Annotated in this window: 14 protein-coding genes, 1 tRNA gene and 1 pseudogene; 10 read left to right on the top strand and 6 right to left on the bottom strand. The window is 60.0% G+C overall.

Annotation, left to right across the window (positions count from 1 at the left end; all coding sequences use genetic code 11):
- Positions 1-107: 107 nt before the first annotated feature.
- The 4 genes from brnQ to ACTOZL_RS05025 form a co-directional block, all read right to left on the bottom strand.
- Positions 108-1,475 carry a branched-chain amino acid transport system II carrier protein gene (gene brnQ / locus ACTOZL_RS05040; protein ID WP_482477049.1) on the bottom strand — a complete coding sequence of 456 codons (1,368 nt, stop codon included), beginning with the start codon at positions 1,473-1,475 and terminating at the stop codon, positions 108-110.
- A 151-nt stretch (positions 1,476-1,626) separates the two neighbouring features.
- A complete protein-coding gene (locus tag ACTOZL_RS05035; RefSeq protein ID WP_482477048.1) occupies positions 1,627-2,337 on the bottom strand; it encodes a DUF6320 domain-containing protein in 711 nt (236 codons plus the stop codon).
- Positions 2,338-2,355: 18 nt separating this feature from the next.
- Entirely contained in the window at positions 2,356-3,381 is a 1,026-nt protein-coding gene (locus ACTOZL_RS05030; protein ID WP_482477047.1) for a condensation domain-containing protein, read from the bottom strand.
- Positions 3,382-3,419: 38 nt separating this feature from the next.
- On the bottom strand, positions 3,420-3,641 hold the full coding sequence (locus ACTOZL_RS05025) for a hypothetical protein (RefSeq protein ID WP_482477046.1): 222 nt from the start codon (positions 3,639-3,641) through the stop codon (positions 3,420-3,422).
- 184 nt (positions 3,642-3,825) lie between these two features.
- Here ACTOZL_RS05025 and ACTOZL_RS05020 point away from each other — a divergent pair, with 184 nt between their 5' ends.
- Positions 3,826-4,803, top strand: a complete 978-nt coding sequence (locus ACTOZL_RS05020) for an alpha/beta hydrolase (protein ID WP_482477045.1) — start codon at positions 3,826-3,828, stop codon at positions 4,801-4,803.
- A 97-nt stretch (positions 4,804-4,900) separates the two neighbouring features.
- On the top strand, positions 4,901-5,749 hold the full coding sequence (locus ACTOZL_RS05015; protein ID WP_482477044.1) for a DUF6612 family protein: 849 nt from the start codon (positions 4,901-4,903) through the stop codon (positions 5,747-5,749).
- A 96-nt stretch (positions 5,750-5,845) separates the two neighbouring features.
- Here the strand turns inward: ACTOZL_RS05015 and ACTOZL_RS05010 are convergent, their stop codons facing one another.
- Positions 5,846-7,054, bottom strand: a complete 1,209-nt coding sequence (locus tag ACTOZL_RS05010) for a GH25 family lysozyme (RefSeq protein ID WP_482477043.1) — start codon at positions 7,052-7,054, stop codon at positions 5,846-5,848.
- Positions 7,055-7,222: 168 nt separating this feature from the next.
- On the opposite strand from ACTOZL_RS05010, the gene ACTOZL_RS05005 reads away from it, so the two are divergent.
- The 8 genes from ACTOZL_RS05005 (at position 7,223) to ACTOZL_RS04970 (ending at position 14,752) form a co-directional block, all read left to right on the top strand.
- Positions 7,223-7,315: transfer RNA gene (locus ACTOZL_RS05005), tRNA-Ser, on the top strand.
- Between the two features lie 263 nt (positions 7,316-7,578).
- Positions 7,579-9,213 carry a class I adenylate-forming enzyme family protein gene (locus ACTOZL_RS05000; RefSeq protein WP_482477041.1) on the top strand — a complete coding sequence of 545 codons (1,635 nt, stop codon included), beginning with the start codon at positions 7,579-7,581 and terminating at the stop codon, positions 9,211-9,213.
- A gap of 25 nt (positions 9,214-9,238) precedes the next feature.
- Positions 9,239-9,565: a YerC/YecD family TrpR-related protein gene (locus ACTOZL_RS04995; RefSeq protein WP_482477039.1), complete on the top strand. Its 327-nt coding sequence runs from the start codon at positions 9,239-9,241 to the stop codon at positions 9,563-9,565.
- The gene (gene iorA / locus ACTOZL_RS04990; RefSeq protein ID WP_482477038.1) at positions 9,562-11,286 is read left to right on the top strand and encodes an indolepyruvate ferredoxin oxidoreductase subunit alpha; all 1,725 of its coding nucleotides are present in this window, start codon (positions 9,562-9,564) and stop codon (positions 11,284-11,286) included. Before ACTOZL_RS04995 ends, iorA begins: the two co-directional genes overlap by 4 nt.
- A 14-nt stretch (positions 11,287-11,300) precedes the next feature.
- On the top strand, positions 11,301-11,876 hold the full coding sequence (locus tag ACTOZL_RS04985; RefSeq protein WP_482477036.1) for an indolepyruvate oxidoreductase subunit beta: 576 nt from the start codon (positions 11,301-11,303) through the stop codon (positions 11,874-11,876).
- 236 nt (positions 11,877-12,112) lie between these two features.
- Positions 12,113-13,852, top strand: a complete 1,740-nt coding sequence (locus ACTOZL_RS04980; protein ID WP_482477034.1) for a flagellar assembly protein A — start codon at positions 12,113-12,115, stop codon at positions 13,850-13,852.
- A gap of 35 nt (positions 13,853-13,887) precedes the next feature.
- A complete protein-coding gene (locus ACTOZL_RS04975) occupies positions 13,888-14,349 on the top strand; it encodes a chemotaxis protein CheX (protein WP_482477032.1) in 462 nt (153 codons plus the stop codon).
- 37 nt (positions 14,350-14,386) lie between these two features.
- Positions 14,387-14,752 carry a response regulator gene (locus tag ACTOZL_RS04970; RefSeq protein WP_482477030.1) on the top strand — a complete coding sequence of 122 codons (366 nt, stop codon included), beginning with the start codon at positions 14,387-14,389 and terminating at the stop codon, positions 14,750-14,752.
- Between the two features lie 71 nt (positions 14,753-14,823).
- Here the strand turns inward: ACTOZL_RS04970 and ACTOZL_RS04965 are convergent.
- Positions 14,824-15,039 (bottom strand): annotated as a pseudogene (locus ACTOZL_RS04965) (hotdog family protein); the annotation flags it as partial.

Below are 15,039 nucleotides of genomic sequence, written 5' to 3'. Positions count from 1 at the left end.
ATGCCGTGGACGTCGAGTGGGGTGACGGGATAACGAGAAAACGGCGGACAGTTGGGGGGTTCCAGCTGTCCGCCGTTTCTATATCGTCAAGGGATGGCCTCTATGCTTTATGGGGTGCTGCCGTCCTGTTCTTTGGGCTCCAAGCGGCTCAGGAGCAACCCGATGATGATCCCCAGTATTGCCGGGACCACCCAGCCCAGGCCGTAGGAGTACAGGGGGAGCCAGCTGCTTGCCCAGTCCACAATGGGCATGAAAGGGCCCTTCAGCACCCGGGCCAGCTCCAACAGTGCCGCCACCAGGGTCAGGAGGATGGTCCACTGGTAGAGGATGCGGCTGTGGCCAAAGAGGCTGCCCAGAATCCCCACGAGGATCAGGGCGATGGCCAGAGGGTAGAGGAAATACAGCACCGGCCCGGAGAGCTCAATGATCTTCGACAGGCCTACGTTGGAGATCAGGAAGGAGGCCCCGGTGAAGAGCACCGCCCACTGCCAGTACCGCAGCTTGTTGGGGAACATCTCCCCAAAGGTCTCGCTGCAGGAGACCACCAGGCCAATGGCGGTTTTCATACAGCAGAGGGTGACGGTGGTGGCCAGTAGGAGGCTGCCACCCTGGCCAAAGTAGTGCCGGGCGATGATGGCGAAGGCGTCGCCGCCGGTGAAATCCGCGTCGGACAGCCGGTCCATATACAACCCGCAGCACTTGGCCCCCACCAGGGCGGTGGCGGCGTAGATAACAGCCATGAGGCCCATGCTGACGGCGCCGGCTTTCACAGTGTTCCCAGCCACCGCCGCCGGTTCCTTGACTCCCAACTGGCGGATGGTCTGGATGACAATGATGCCAAAGGCCAAACTGGCCAGGGCGTCTAGGGTGTCATAGCCCTGAAGGAAACCGGCGAAGAAAGCGCCGCTCTCATACGTCCCCGTAGGGGCCACATCGGAGATGGCATTCACCGGCTTTACCAGGGCCGTCACCAGCATGATCCCCAGGAAGATCAAAAAGGCGGGGTTCAGAAACTTCCCCACAGAGTCCAAAATTTTGGAGGGCCGCAGGGCGAAGAAGAGCACCGCGGCGAAAAACAGGGTGGAGAAAATCAGTTGTGCTATGGTAGCGTTGTCCCCCACTAGGGGCTGCACACCGATGGTAAAACTGGTGGCGGCGCAGCGGGGGATGGCAAAAAGGGGCCCGATGGTGAGGTAGAGGGCACAGGTGAACAGGTAGCGGAAGGGGGTGGACACCCGGCCGGAGAGGTCCAGGAGCCCTTCGCTGCGGGAGATGCCGATGGATACGATACCCAACAGAGGGATGCCCACGGCAGTAATCAGCAGGCCCACAAGGGCTGCCGGGAGGTTGGTCCCAGCGCTGGCCCCCAGGATCAGAGGGAAGATCAGGTTGCCCGCGCCGAAAAACAAGCCGAAGAGCATGGAGCCGACCAGGACGAGCTGACGGCCATTGAGTTTCTGTTTGATAAAAAACACTCCTCTCTTTTCTTTTTGTCACCAGTGTACCATAAGGGAGACAAAAAAGCTACCAAACTTCCCAAAAGCGTGGATTTATTTTTCCAAGGATTTGGGAGGGGAGAAAAGAGGGAGTGTGGTTAACATATGCAGTTTTCTGTAGGGTTTGGGCTCACATATGGAACCGCCGCCGGACCTCTTCCCGAAGGGAGGGGACGTGGCGGATCACCAGCAGGGGCACGATGAGCACCACGCACACCGTCAGGACGATGAGGGACCAGGATGGGGCCCACTTGCCATGGAAAAAGAGGTCGGTGAAGCGTTCTACCCCCATGGCAAAGACCCCCAGGGAGCCAATGACCAAGGTGACGGAGGTGATGACGCTGCGGTGCCGGCCCCCCAGAGTGAGGCACCAGAAGAGGAACAGGGCCCCCAGAAGAAGGATGATGGGCAGGGCCAGGTGCCAGTACCAGTCCCAGCTATCCAGGTCGATGGCCACCAGGGAGACGTAGGCGGCTACGGTCATGATATCCGCCAACAGGAACAGCCGGAAAGCGCCCCGCTTGTGGATGAGCATAGGCGGGACGGCCCAAATCCAGATCATCACCACCGCGCCGATGACATACATGGACCACAGCCGCTGGGTGGGCAGGAAGAAGCGGTTCAACACCCAGCAGCACACCGCCACCGACAGCAGCACCGTGGTAAGCAGGATGGCCAGTTGTCCCCGGGCCACCGGCGGGACCTCTTTCCGCTCCTGGGGATAGGGGCGGGGGGAGGTGGTGTCCACCGGCTGGTTGGGGTTTTGGACGGGGGTGTGGCAGAGGGGGCAGAAGGAGGCGGTGGCATCCAGTTCTACACCGCAATTGACACAGTAAGACAAGGGATCACCTCGGATGGTTCAGTGAGTACGGTTGGATTCGATCTTTACGGGGATGCCCTCCTGGACCAGGTGGGTGAAAAAGCGCCGCTCGGTCTCGCTGGAGGTTCCGGTGTTGGTAAAGGTGATGGCCATGGTGTTGCCATAGCTGATGGAGGTGCAGTGGGGGGAAGGCCGGGTGGCCTGGCCCAGCATGGCCTCCATACGCTGGATGTGGGGGGCCATGGCCGGGGGGACCTGGAAGGGGCCGGGGTTTGTGTAGGTACCGGAATAGGGCCGCACCCCCACCAGCTGGTAGGAATAGGCCATGACGATGTTTTTCAAGGGCAGGGGGACCAGCTGCAAAAAGTGGTTGGAGGCGAAGCGTACATTTCCTGTGAGCTTGGCCTGCATCTCCTGGCGGCTGGCGTGGAGCTGCATGTAGCTGCGCACCTGCTGGATGAGCTCGGGGAAGCTATACTCCCCCAAGGTGGGGTCCACACAGGGGCGCATGGTGAGGATGAAGTTGCGCAAGGTCTCCGAGGGGAACCAGGGCCGCAGGTTGATGGGGATGGCCAGGGCCACAGGGCGGGGCTTTTTGAAGTGCCGCTGGGCCTGGTTCTCCAAAATGCTTTGGAGGAGCAGCGCGGTGAGGTATTCGGTGATGGTGGCCTGGTAGGCCTTGGCTGCCTTGCGTACCTGGTCCACAGGGACCAGGCCCGTGGTGACGTTTAGAGTGTAAAAGGGCTCCTTGGGGCTGGTGTTGGGGAAAGCGGTCTTTTCCAGTTTCCCCCGCAGGAGCTTTTTCCCAGCGTAGCGGGCGTAGGCGTCCTCGAGCTCTTCCTTCCTGGGGGGCTGGGTGATGTCTAAAATCCCTGGCCCCTCTGGGATGCTGTGGCCCAGCTCCCGGAGGTAGACAGCCAGGAGGGTACGGAAGAAGATGGTGGAGCCGGGGCCGTCGGAGACGGCGTGAAAGACCTCCATGGAGATGCGTGTCTCATAGTAGAAGAAGCGGATCAGCCAGCCGTTGTCCTCCTTGAAGCGTACAGGCTGGCAGGGGTTGGCCATGTCCGGCCGGACGAAGGGGCCAGGGGCGGGGTTGGGCTCTAAATAGCACCAGAATGCCCCCGGCGGATGCGCACCCCAAAGCCGGGGAAGCGGGGCATGGTCTTGTCCACCGCCTGTTGGAGGGCTACCGGGTCTACCTTCTCCCGCATGAGGGCGGAGAAGCGGTAGACCGCGGAGTAGTTTTCCTTTTGAATGGCAGAGTAGAGCAGGCCAGCGTTGTCCAGGGGATACCAGGTGGGCCGCTCCTGTTTGGTTGCCACGGCATGTCCCTCCTTCCGCCTTGGCGCTGCCCGCCCCAGGAGGGCGGCTTGTGGGGAACATTGTACCATACTAGGGAGAAAACTACAAGACGAAGCGTGGGGAAAAGAACAGCAGGCGGGGACACTTTTCTTTTTCCTCCCCCCGTGGTATACTACATCCTAAGCAAAGAAAGGACGTGGGCTGATGAAAGAGGAAAAGCGTGTCATCCGCTTGGTGAGCAAGGGCGAGGAAAAGGCGGGGCCCAAGAAGAAAAAGGCGGAGGGGAACCGCCGCCTGGCCCCCATGCTCCGGGCTTTGAAGGCCATCCATTCCGCCACCACTCCGGATACCATGGACCCGGAGGACCTGGCCCGTCAGCGGGCTGGGCAGGAGATGTTGGGCCGCCTGGCCGCCCCGATGATCGTGGCCAAGCGCTGGGAGCCCTTCCGCCTGGGGGAGATGGACGCCGCCTGGGTGAAGCCGGACTGGGCCCACGACAAGCGCCGGGTGATCTTCTACTGCCACGGTGGCGGATTCACCAGCGGCAACCTGGGCTATTCCCGCCCCCTGGCCTCCAAGCTCACCAACGCCACTGGCTGGGAAACCCTGTGCTTTGAATACCGCCTGGCCCCAGAGCACCCCTTCCCGGCAGCGGTGGAGGACGTGCGCCGGGCTTGGGACTATCTGATGTACCTGGGCTATGGGGCCCGGGACGTGGTGGCGGCAGGGGACTCCGCTGGGGGGAACCTGGCTTTGGGGCTGTGCCACCAGCTGAAAAAGGCGGGGCGGCAACTTCCGGGGCGGCTGGTGCTGATGTCCCCCTGGACGGACATGACCGCCAGTGGCCCCTCCTACACCAGCAAGGCGGAGGAGGACCCTACCATCACCATGGACTATATCCGGGCGGTGCGGTCGGTGTACGCCGAGGACCGGGACCTGCGCTCCCCGCTGCTTTCCCCCCTGTTCGGGGATTTGAGCGGCTTTCCCCCCACTTTGGTCCAGGTGGGGGGCAATGAAATGCTCCTCTCCGATGCGGTGCGCCTGCGGGACCGGATGCAGGCGGTGGGGGTCCACTGCCAGTTGGAGGTCTGGGAGGACATGTGGCATGTGTTTCAGATGCTGCCCGTCCACAAAGCGGCCTTGGCCATGGAGAGTATCGGACGGTTTTTGCTGGAACAATAGAAAATCCCTAAAAAAGAAAAATATTCTTGCATCCTTTGGACGCTAGTGCTATAGTATGGAAGGGTACCACCCAAAAACTTGAAAAGGAGAAATGACAATGAAAAAGCATACGTACAGACCCATTGCCGCGGCTCTTTTGGCAATGGTCATGGCACTGGGTCTCACCGCCTGTGGCAATGAAGGTGGGGACGCCACCACAGCAGAGATGACTCCTGCCCAGGTGATGGAGAAGTCCCAGGAGGTAATGGCAGAAGTGAAGAGCCTGCACTATGACATGGATATGTCCTTTGGCATGTCTATGCAGGAGCAGTCCATGAACGTGGAGAGCAACATGTCTGTGGACTATATCCTGGACCCCATGGCCATGAAGATGGATATGCACATGACCCTGGGCGAGATGGGCGACCAGGATATGACCACCTATCTTGTGACCGAGGACGGCGCTGCCGTGATGTACATCAAGGATCAGACTGGTGTTTGGACCAAGACCCCGGTGGGTGACATGTCCACTCTGGACCAGTACAACGCCACCGCTTCCATGGATCTGTACCTCTCCAGCACCGAGAACTTTACCGAGAATGGCACCGAGACCATCAACGGCAAGGAAGCTGTCCGCTATGACGGCGTGATCGCCAAGGACGACATGGAAGAGGTCTTGGAGGCTTCCGGTATGCTGGATCAGCTGGAACAGCTGAACTTGGGTTCTTCCACCGCCATGATCTCCGAGCTGGGCGACCTGCCTGTGAGTGTGTGGATCGAGAAGGAGACCTACTATCCTGTGCGCTATGACATGGACATGACCGAGCTCATGAAGAAGATGTTCGATCAGATGGGCGGCGCAGAGATGGGCCTGACCCTCAGCGACGTGAAGGTTTCCATGGTGATGAGCCAGATGAACGAGATTGGGGACATCACCCTGCCTGACGAAGCCAAGGCTGCAGCGTAATCGTTGCATAAACATGCGATAAAATAATGTAGATGTAGGGACCGGCCAGGTTTGGCCGGTCCCTTTTGTAGGCCAGGGAGAAGTGGCTCCTGGGCCTTATAAATGCAGATAGCGCTGAAGCATCACCACGCACTGGTCCCGCAGGGCGGGGGCGTTGGGGGAGAGCTGCCGGTGGCTGCCGCCCTGTAGGATTCCCTCTGCCACAGCCCAGGAGACGGCCTCCTTGGCCCAGGGGGAGACGGTTTCGCCGTCGGAGAAGAGGGATAGGTCGGCTCTGGCGCTGACATCGTGGCCCTTGCTGGCCCGGTCCCGGTAGAGGAAGAGGGCGAAGTCCTCCCGGTTGACGGCCTCCTCCGGGGCGAAGCGGCCAGGGGATACCCCCTGGGCGATGCTGCGGAGTTGGGCCCAGTGGACGGCATGGGCGTACCAGTCGTCAGAGGATACGTCGGTGAAGTGGAGTGCCCCGGCGGTGCTGGGGGAGCCGGACAGGCGGTAGAGGAAGGCCAATGCCTCTGCCCGGGTGGCGGCCCGGTCCGGGTGGAAATACCCACCGGAGCCCAGGACAATGCCCCGCTGGTGGAGCTCGACCAGGGCGTCATAATACCAACTGTCCGGGAGGATATCCACAAAGGGGAGGGCGGATAATAGGACCTCTTGAGAGAAGAGGTCCAGGTCTACCTCCCCGTGTATCCCATCCACATAGCCTGCCCCGTACTGGAAGCCCACCCACCCAGGCCAGTGGCCGGTGGTGCTGGGTTCTGACACGCCGTATTCCGCCACCCACAGGGGGTAGCGGGTCAGGGCCACATCCCAACGGTAGGCTGCGCTGGAGGTGTTGGTATAAAATAGGGGAAGCTGACCGGTCTCCGCCTCCACAGTCTGGGCAAAGGTCAAGGCAATGCGGTTGAGGGCTGGGTCGGACAGGCCTGTGAAGTCCTCAAAGTCCACGGCTGGGCGGCAGGTGTAGGGTTGGTCGCGGATGAGGGAGGCGAAAAACTCCCCTTGCTGCCGGGCTTGGAGCTCATTCCTGGCGGTGACATAAAAATAAAACCCGGTTTGCAGCCCTGCGGCATGGGCGTTCCGGGCATTCTGCAAAAAATAACGGTCCTGGGCCAAGCCGTACCCGGCCCGGATATAGACAAACTTTTTCCCAGCGGCTTTGACCTTGGGAAAGTCAATCTCTCCCTGCCAGACGCTGACGTCGATCCCCTCATAGAGGGGGCCCTGGGCCCTGGCGGTGGGGATGCAGGGGATGATGAGCAGGACGGCCATCAAAATGGCAAACGTTTGAAAAAAACCTTTCATATCTCTCACTCCTTGTTCCAGGCTATGTGGGCCTGTCGGGTTTTGTCACAGGGGGTCAGAAAAAACTTGAAATTTTTTCATTTTCCTCTTGACTTCTCCGAAAAACTTGCTATAATATCGTTGTTGCCTTTCAGTAGGGACAAGCAAAGATGAGAGCTAAGCAAACACGGAGAAGTCGCGTAGTTTGGTCGAGCGCGCACGATTGGAAATCGTGTAGGCCCCAAAAGGGTCTCGAGGGTTCGAATCCCTCCTTCTCCGCCAGCCTGTATTGGAAGAAGATACGGGTCTGAAAACACCGCACACTTGTGCGGTGTTTTCCTATGTTCAGAATACAATCGAGGAGGCCGGGGATGGATTGCCCTGGCTTCCTTGTTTCTCAGCCGGGTTCGGGGAGGAAAGCGGTGGCTGCCCCTTGACTTTCCACGGGTTTAATGGTACAGTAAACTTGTTGTATTATGAGTTTAAAGCTATAAAGCTGTCGTCTCCCGGCCCATAGGCCTGGGGGAGAGAAAGGACTGTTGAACATGCCCGTTACCGATTTTCTGGAACGCAACGTGAAGCTCTATGGAAACGAGATCGCCCTGGTGGAGCTCAACCCGGAGCTCCCGGACCCCCGGCGGATTACCTGGAAGGAATATGATCTGATCCAGCCCACAGTGAAACGCCCCTACCGCCGGGAGATCACCTGGAATGTGTTCAATGAGAAAGCCAACCGCTTCGCCAACCTCCTTTTGGAGCGTGGGGTCAAAAAGGGCGACAAGGTGGCTATTTTAATGTATAACAGCCTGGAATGGCTGCCCATCTATTTCGGCATCTTGAAAGCCGGTGCCATCGCTGTACCCTTCAACTTCCGCTATTCCGCCGAGGAGATCCAATACTGTGCGGACCTGGCGGAGGTGCAGGTGCTGCTGTTCGGGGCGGAGTTCATCGGGCGGATCGAATCCATCGCCCATAAGCTCTGTCACGGCCGCCTGCTGATCTATGTGGGGGACAACTGCCCCACCTTTGCCGAGAGCTACCGGGAGCTGGTGGCGGACTGTTCCTCCGCGCCCCCCCAAGTCCTCATCACCGACGATGACGACGGGGCCATCTATTTTTCCTCCGGCACCACCGGCTTCCCCAAGGCCATCCTACATAAACACCGCAGCCTCACCCAGGCTGCGGAGATGGAGCAGAAGCACCACGACATCCAACACGATGATGTGTTCCTGTGTATCCCGCCCCTGTACCACACCGGCGCTAAGTTCCACTGGATGGGGAGCCTCTTTGCCGGCAGCCGGGCGGTACTGCTGAAAGGGACCTCTCCGGAGATTATCTTGAAAGCCATTTCCAACGAGGGCTGTACCCTGGTGTGGCTGCTGGTGCCCTGGGCCCAAGAGATTTTGGACAGCCTGGACCGGGGGGATGTCCAGCTCTCCGACTATACCCTGGATCAGTGGAAGCTGATGCACATTGGCGCCCAGCCGGTGCCGCCCTCTATGATCCGCCGCTGGAAAGCTTATTTCCCCAAGCACCTGTATGACACCAACTACGGTCTGTCCGAGTCCACCGGCCCGGGCTGTGTCCACTTGGGGATGGAGAACATCCACAAGGTAGGGGCCATCGGCATCCCCGGCTACCGCTGGGAGGTGAAGATTGTGGACGAGCAGGACCAGGAGGTGGCCCAGGGGGACGTGGGCGAGCTGTGTGTCAAGGGCCCTGGCGTCATGAGCTGCTATTACAACAACCCGGAGGCCACCGCCGAGGTGCTGAAAAACGGTTGGTTATACACAGGCGACATGGCCATGATGGACCCCGACGGCTTCATCTTCCTGGTGGACCGGAAGAAGGATGTGGTGATCTCCGGCGGTGAGAATATCTACCCGGTGCAGATCGAGGACTTCCTCCGGGCCCATGCTAAGGTAAAGGACGTGGCGGTGATTGGCCTGCCGGACCGCCGGTTGGGCGAGATTTGCGGGGCTATCATCGAGGTCAAGGAGGGCATGGATTGTACCGAGGAGGAGATCAATGACTTCTGCATGGAGCTGCCCCGCTACAAGCGCCCAAAGAGGGTGATCTTTGCGGAGATCCCCCGCAACGCCACCGGGAAGATTGAGAAGCCTGTCCTGCGCAAGCGCTATGGCGCGGATCATCTGGTGGCCCAGCAGAACCAAAGCTGACATCCACAGAGAGGAGCGAAATGGTATGCCAAGACCCAACAGGAAAGAGCGCAGTATTGCGCTGTACCAGCACATTGCGGCCCTGGAAACGGTGGAGGAGTGCTGCCGGTTTTTTGACGACCTGTGCGCCGTCACAGAGCTGCGGGCCATGGAGCAGCGCTTTGACGTGGCGAAAATGCTCCATGAGGAGAAGGTATATAAGACGATCCTGGGGGAGACCGGCGCCAGCTCCGCCACGGTCAGCCGGGTAAACCGGGTGCTGAGCGCTGGCACCGGGGCGCTGGTGGAGATCATGGAGCGGGTGGAACAGAGACAAACCCAGGGGGAGGCCCCCACGAAGGAGACAGTATGAGAGAATTGATGCTGGGCAACACTGCGGTTGCCCGTGGACTATATGAGGCCGGTTGCGCTGTGATCTCCAGCTATCCCGGCACCCCCAGCACAGAGATCACAGAGGAGGCCGCCAAATATCCAGAGGTCTATTGCGAGTGGGCCCCCAACGAAAAGGTGGCCCTAGAGGTGGCCCACGGGGCCGCTGTGGGGGGCCGCCGGGCTGCCTGCTGTATGAAGCATGTGGGCTTGAACGTGGCGGCGGACCCCCTGTTTACCATCTCCTACCAGGGGGTAGAGGCGGGGCTGGTGCTCTGCGTGGCCGATGATCCAGGGATGTTCTCCTCCCAGAATGAGCAGGACTCCCGGCACTATGCCATTGCCGCTAAGGTCCCCATGCTAGAGCCCTCAGACTCCCAGGAGGCCTTGGAGTTTACCAAGCGGGCGTTCCAGCTTTCCGAGGAATACCATACCCCGGTGATTGTGCGTATGTGTACCCGCATTTCCCACTCCCAGAGCATTGTCACCAAAGGGGTACGGCAGGAGGTGCCCAAGCGGGCCTATGTGAAGGACCCGGAGCGGGTGATGATGACAGTGAACTCCCTAAAAGCCCACTACCGGGTGGAGGAGCGGACCCGGGCCATGACCGCGTTCAGCGAGACCACGGAGCTGAACCGGGTGGAGATGGGGGATACCGCCCTGGGGATCATCACCTCTTCCACCAGCTATCAGTATGTGAAGGAGGTCTTTGGGGACAGGGCCAGCGTCTTGAAGCTGGGCCTCTCCTGGCCGATGCCCGTGGAAAAGATCAGGGACTTCGCTGCCCAGGTGGACCAGCTCCTGGTGGTTGAGGAGTTGGAGCCCATCATCGAGAACCACTGCCGTCAGATTGGCGTGGAGGTCATAGGGAAAGAGAAAATCCCCATGGTGGACGAGCTCACCCAGGGGGTGATTGCCCGGAGCTTGGGGCAGGGGGAGAAGCCCCGGGTGCGCCTGGAAGAGGAGGTCCCTGGCCGCCCGCCGGTGATGTGTGCCGGCTGTCCCCACCGGGGGGTATTCTACACTTTGGCCAAGAACAAGTGTATGGTCTACGGGGACATCGGCTGCTATACCCTCGGGGTGATGCCCCCCTTGAACGCCTTGGATTTGAACATCTGCATGGGGGCCTCCTGTTCCGGCCTCCACGGCTTCAACCTGGCCGGAGGCGCGGAGCATGAGAAACACAGCGTGGCAGTGATTGGGGACTCCACCTTTGCCCATTCGGGGATCACTGGCATTGCAGACATCGCCTACAACCGCAGCAATTCCACGGTGCTGATTCTGGACAATTCCATCACCGGCATGACCGGCCACCAGCAAAACCCCACCACTGGGCGTAACCTCCGGGGGGAGCCCGCAGGGCAGATCGACTTGGAGGCCCTGTGCCGGGCTGTGGGCTTTGACCGGGTGCGGGTGGTGGACCCCAACGACCTGAAAGCCATGGACAAGGCCCTCAAGGAGGAGCTGGCGGCAGAGGAGCCCTCCATCATCATCTCCCGCCGGCCCTGCGTGATGCTCAAAAGCGTGAAGAAGGCCCCGCCGCTGACGGTGGATTTGGACAAGTGCAACGGCTGTGGCCTATGCATGAAGATCGGCTGCCCAGCTCTGTCCCTGCGGGGGGAGAAGGTGGAGATTGACCGGACCCAGTGTGTGGGCTGCCAGGTGTGTATGCAGATGTGCCACCGAGACGCGCTGCTGCCATGAGGGAGGGAGTCAATATGGAAACTGTGAATATCATGATTGTGGGGGTCGGCGGCCAGGGCTCCCTGCTGGCCTCAAAAATGCTGGGCCACCTCCTCCTGAACGCTGGCTATGATGTGAAGGTGTCAGAGGTCCACGGCATGAGCCAGCGGGGGGGCAGCGTGGTCACCTACGTCCGCTTTGGGGATAAGGTGTATTCCCCCATCATCGACCGGGGGGAGGCGGACTTCATCGTCTCCTTTGAACTGCTGGAAGCCGCCCGCTGGCTGGAATATTTGAAACCCGGCGGGCAAATCGTCACCAATACCCAGCGCTTGGAGCCCATGCCGGTGATCGCCGGGCTGGCCCACTACCCGGAGGGGTTGGTGGAGAAATTGCAGGAAAAGGGCGCCCAAGTGGACGCCATGGACTGCCTGACCCTGGCGGAACAGGCGGGGTCCTCCAAGGCGGTGAATATGGTCCTCATGGGGCGGCTGTCCCATTACTTCCCCGAAATCCAGGCTGCTGCCTGGCAGGCTTCCCTGGAAGCTGTGGTGCCCCCCAAGGTCCTGGCCCTCAACCGCGAGGCCTTTGCCCTTGGGCGGAAGGATTGAACGTTCCAAAGCGAAAGGACGGTCTCTCTTTGGCGCTATCAACCAAGGAGAGACCGCTTTTTTGTCACAAAATGCCGGGATCGTTCGGCATATCGACTGTTTTCACAAAGGAGGAGAAAAACCTTGCGATTTCCCTTGTCAATCCCGCCGGGTTTACGATATAATAAAAAAGAATTGATCCATTTTAGTGACCAGTTGCCGCCATGTCAGGGCGGCCAGCCAGGGGGTGCATAGGTATGACGATCCATCCGAAGATTCGAACGGTGCTGTCTTTCCTGTCCCGACTGTTGGGATTCCAAACAGGACAGGTGCAGCCAGAGGAAGAAACGGCAGAAAGAGAACAGTTTGCGCCCGCTGCTGCGGCGCCTGAGGATAAACCGGTGCTGCAATTACGCTCGGACCATCCCCTGAATAAGCTGTGGGAGCTGCGCAGGAGCCAGACCAGGGAGCGGCTGCCACCCCCTGAGCTGCGCATGGAATCCCCCAAGCTGAAGCTGCTCACCCCCAAGGAGGCGAAGCGGGAGCTCTCCCGGCTGCAATCGGCCATCACCTCCTCCGCCAACCAGCGCTGGAAGCTGGCCCAACCCCCGAAGAAGAAGCGGGGAGAGGAGGACGCAGAGCCAGTGGCCGAGCCGGTGCTGGACGCACAGGTGACGGTGATCACCACCTCAGGGCAGATGACCGCGTGGGTGCTGATTTATCCCCCGGTGGGGGATGGCGCAGAGCTCAGTGTTGAGATGCTCCGGGCGGCCCTAGAGGGAAGCGGCGTGACCTTCGGCCTGGACGAAAAGCTCATCGAGCGCCTGCCCCAGGACCCGAAGCGCTATTTCCGCCTGTACCTGGTGGCCCAAGGCCGGCTGGCAGTGAACGGAAAGGACGGTTCCGTGGTGGACCTCTTCCCCCGGCAGCCAGAGCAGAAGCTGGATATGGATGAGTTTGGCCAAATGGATTACACCCAGCTGAACCTGATCCAAAACGTGGAGGAGGGGGGCGTGATCTGCCGGATCATCCCCCCCACCCTGGGGGTACCGGGGTACACGGTGCAGAGCAAGGAGCTCTCCGCCAAGGACGGCCGCCCTGCCACGCCCCCTGCCGGGCGCAACACGGAGGTCACCGAGGACGGCACCGCCGTGATTGCCACCAAGACCGGGGACGTGAAGTTCAACGGCCGGGCCTTTACCGTCCGCCAGGTGATGGAGATCGACGGAAACGTGGACTACGCGGTGGGCAGCATCAACTACGTGGGGGACGTCCACGTCCACGGGGATGTGCTCAGCGGCTTCTCCATCCAGGCCATGGGGGATATCACGGTGGACGGTGTGGTGGAAGCCTGTACCATTGAGGCCGGCGGTGACCTGGTGGTGGCCAAAGGCATTGCGGGCAGCGACCAGGCCATTATCCGGGCCCATGGGAAAATCTTTGTAAAGTATTTGGAGAGCTGCTGCGTCTATGTGCGCAGCGGGCTGCAAACCGACTGTATCATGAACTGCGATGTCTACAGCGACAGCACAGTAAACGTGCGCTCCGGGCGGGGAACCATCATCGGCGGTTCCATCCGGGCGGCGGAAGAGGTGGACGCTGGGGCCATTGGCTCCCAGTCGGAGCTGCCCACCCGGATCACCTTAGGCGGCCTGCCCTGCGAGGAGTTTGAGCGGGAAGTCCTGGTGAAGGAGCTGGATGAGCTGGAAGAGGACATCGAAAAGACCGAGCGCCAGCCAGACAGCAGCGTAAAGCTCTCCCAATTGTCCAAGATGCGCATGAAAGTCCTCATCAACAAGAAGAAGCTGGAACAGGTGGATAAGGACTTGGAGCTTTTGCGCAGTGAATTGGACGATCGAAACAACAAGGGACGGCTGGTGTGTGACATTGCCCACAGGGGAACGGAAATCACCATTGGCAATGCCACCATGCGTTTGAACCGCGAGATCAGACCCTGCCACGCGAAGCTGATGGACGGGGAAGTGGCGTTCTTCTAAGAACAAACAGTTTTGGAAGGGGGGAGAGGCGCAACATGGATCGTGTGATGCGCCAAGAGGAGCTCCAAGAGGTGTTTGACCAGCTCCTGCGGGATGCCATGGGCAAGCTGGCGGGAATCCGGCTGGCCCGGCTAGAGACGGCACCCAGCGGGGATGTGTGTACTGTCTGGGTGAAGTTTGAACGGGGCTTCCGTTCCAGCCTGGCCTTGTGCGCCCAGAGCAGTGTGTTTACCCGGCTGACGCAATTTATGACGCAGCTGGATACTGTGGCCCCTGGGGATGTGGAGGACGTTACCAAGGAGTTTTTCAACGTCCTGTGCGGGCAGATATGTTCCAGGCTGTATCAAGAGACAAAAATCACATCCCGTTTTGGGATCCCGGCGTTTTGCCACGGGCGCTACCAAGGGGAAAGCTTAAAGGAACAGTTCACGCTGTGCTATTCCAGCGAACGCAACGAGTACACGGAGCTGATCCATCAAATCCCTGCTGCGGAATGACGCGGGAATCTACTTACATGGAAAGAGGCGATAGCATATGGGAAAGCGGATCATGGTGGTGGACGACTCTCGCGTGGTCCATTTACAGATCGAGAAGGTACTGGAAGGGACGGACTATGAGGTGGTGGCCTGCTTCCGGGATGGGGATAACGCCATTGACCAATATGGCTTCGTGAACCCGGACCTGGTGACCATGGACATCATCATGCCCGGCATCGACGGCCTGGAAACAGCCCGGGTGATCCTGGAGGAACACCCGGATGCCAAGATCGTGATGCTCTCTTCCCTGGCCTATGACGACACCATCAACGAGGCCAAGGCCCTGGGCACCAAGGGCTTCATCTACAAACCCTTTGACCGGGAGCAGGTGCTTTCGGTGTTTGACCGGGTGCTGGGCAAATAATACCCCAGGTGACGGGATACCAAAAAAGGAGGACGGACCTACAAGGCCTGTCCTCCTTTTTTGATATCCTGTTATGAATGCCCCTCCACGGCACGTTTCAAAATGGCGTCAAAGGTGGGGGCGTGCTTACGCACCGCAATGACCCGTCCCTCCTGGTCAAGAAAACAGTGGGAGGAGGTGGCCGTAGCCACCACTAGGCCTGCCTCATCCTGCATCACATAGGCCAGGGAGAGCTTCACGCCGGTGTAGCGCTGGGCCGTTACCGTGATGGTGATCTTGTCGCCATA

It is taken from the genome of Evtepia sp. (assembly GCF_056797215.1).
The sequence above is the reverse complement of the archived record's forward strand: the minus strand, read 5'-3'. Positions and strand labels throughout refer to the sequence as shown.

Coding starts and splice junctions, on each gene's coding strand:
- ACTOZL_RS05030 (WP_482477047.1), bottom strand. CDS start 3,381: ATGGCCAACCCCTGCCAGCCTGTACGCTTCAAGGAGGACAACGGCTGG.
- ACTOZL_RS05020 (WP_482477045.1), top strand. CDS start 3,826: ATGAAAGAGGAAAAGCGTGTCATCCGCTTGGTGAGCAAGGGCGAGGAA.
- ACTOZL_RS05015 (WP_482477044.1), top strand. CDS start 4,901: ATGAAAAAGCATACGTACAGACCCATTGCCGCGGCTCTTTTGGCAATG.
- ACTOZL_RS05010 (WP_482477043.1), bottom strand. CDS start 7,054: ATGAAAGGTTTTTTTCAAACGTTTGCCATTTTGATGGCCGTCCTGCTC.
- ACTOZL_RS05000 (WP_482477041.1), top strand. CDS start 7,579: ATGCCCGTTACCGATTTTCTGGAACGCAACGTGAAGCTCTATGGAAAC.
- ACTOZL_RS04995 (WP_482477039.1), top strand. CDS start 9,239: ATGCCAAGACCCAACAGGAAAGAGCGCAGTATTGCGCTGTACCAGCAC.
- iorA (WP_482477038.1), top strand. CDS start 9,562: ATGAGAGAATTGATGCTGGGCAACACTGCGGTTGCCCGTGGACTATAT.
- ACTOZL_RS04985 (WP_482477036.1), top strand. CDS start 11,301: ATGGAAACTGTGAATATCATGATTGTGGGGGTCGGCGGCCAGGGCTCC.
- ACTOZL_RS04980 (WP_482477034.1), top strand. CDS start 12,113: ATGACGATCCATCCGAAGATTCGAACGGTGCTGTCTTTCCTGTCCCGA.
- ACTOZL_RS04975 (WP_482477032.1), top strand. CDS start 13,888: ATGGATCGTGTGATGCGCCAAGAGGAGCTCCAAGAGGTGTTTGACCAG.
- ACTOZL_RS04970 (WP_482477030.1), top strand. CDS start 14,387: ATGGGAAAGCGGATCATGGTGGTGGACGACTCTCGCGTGGTCCATTTA.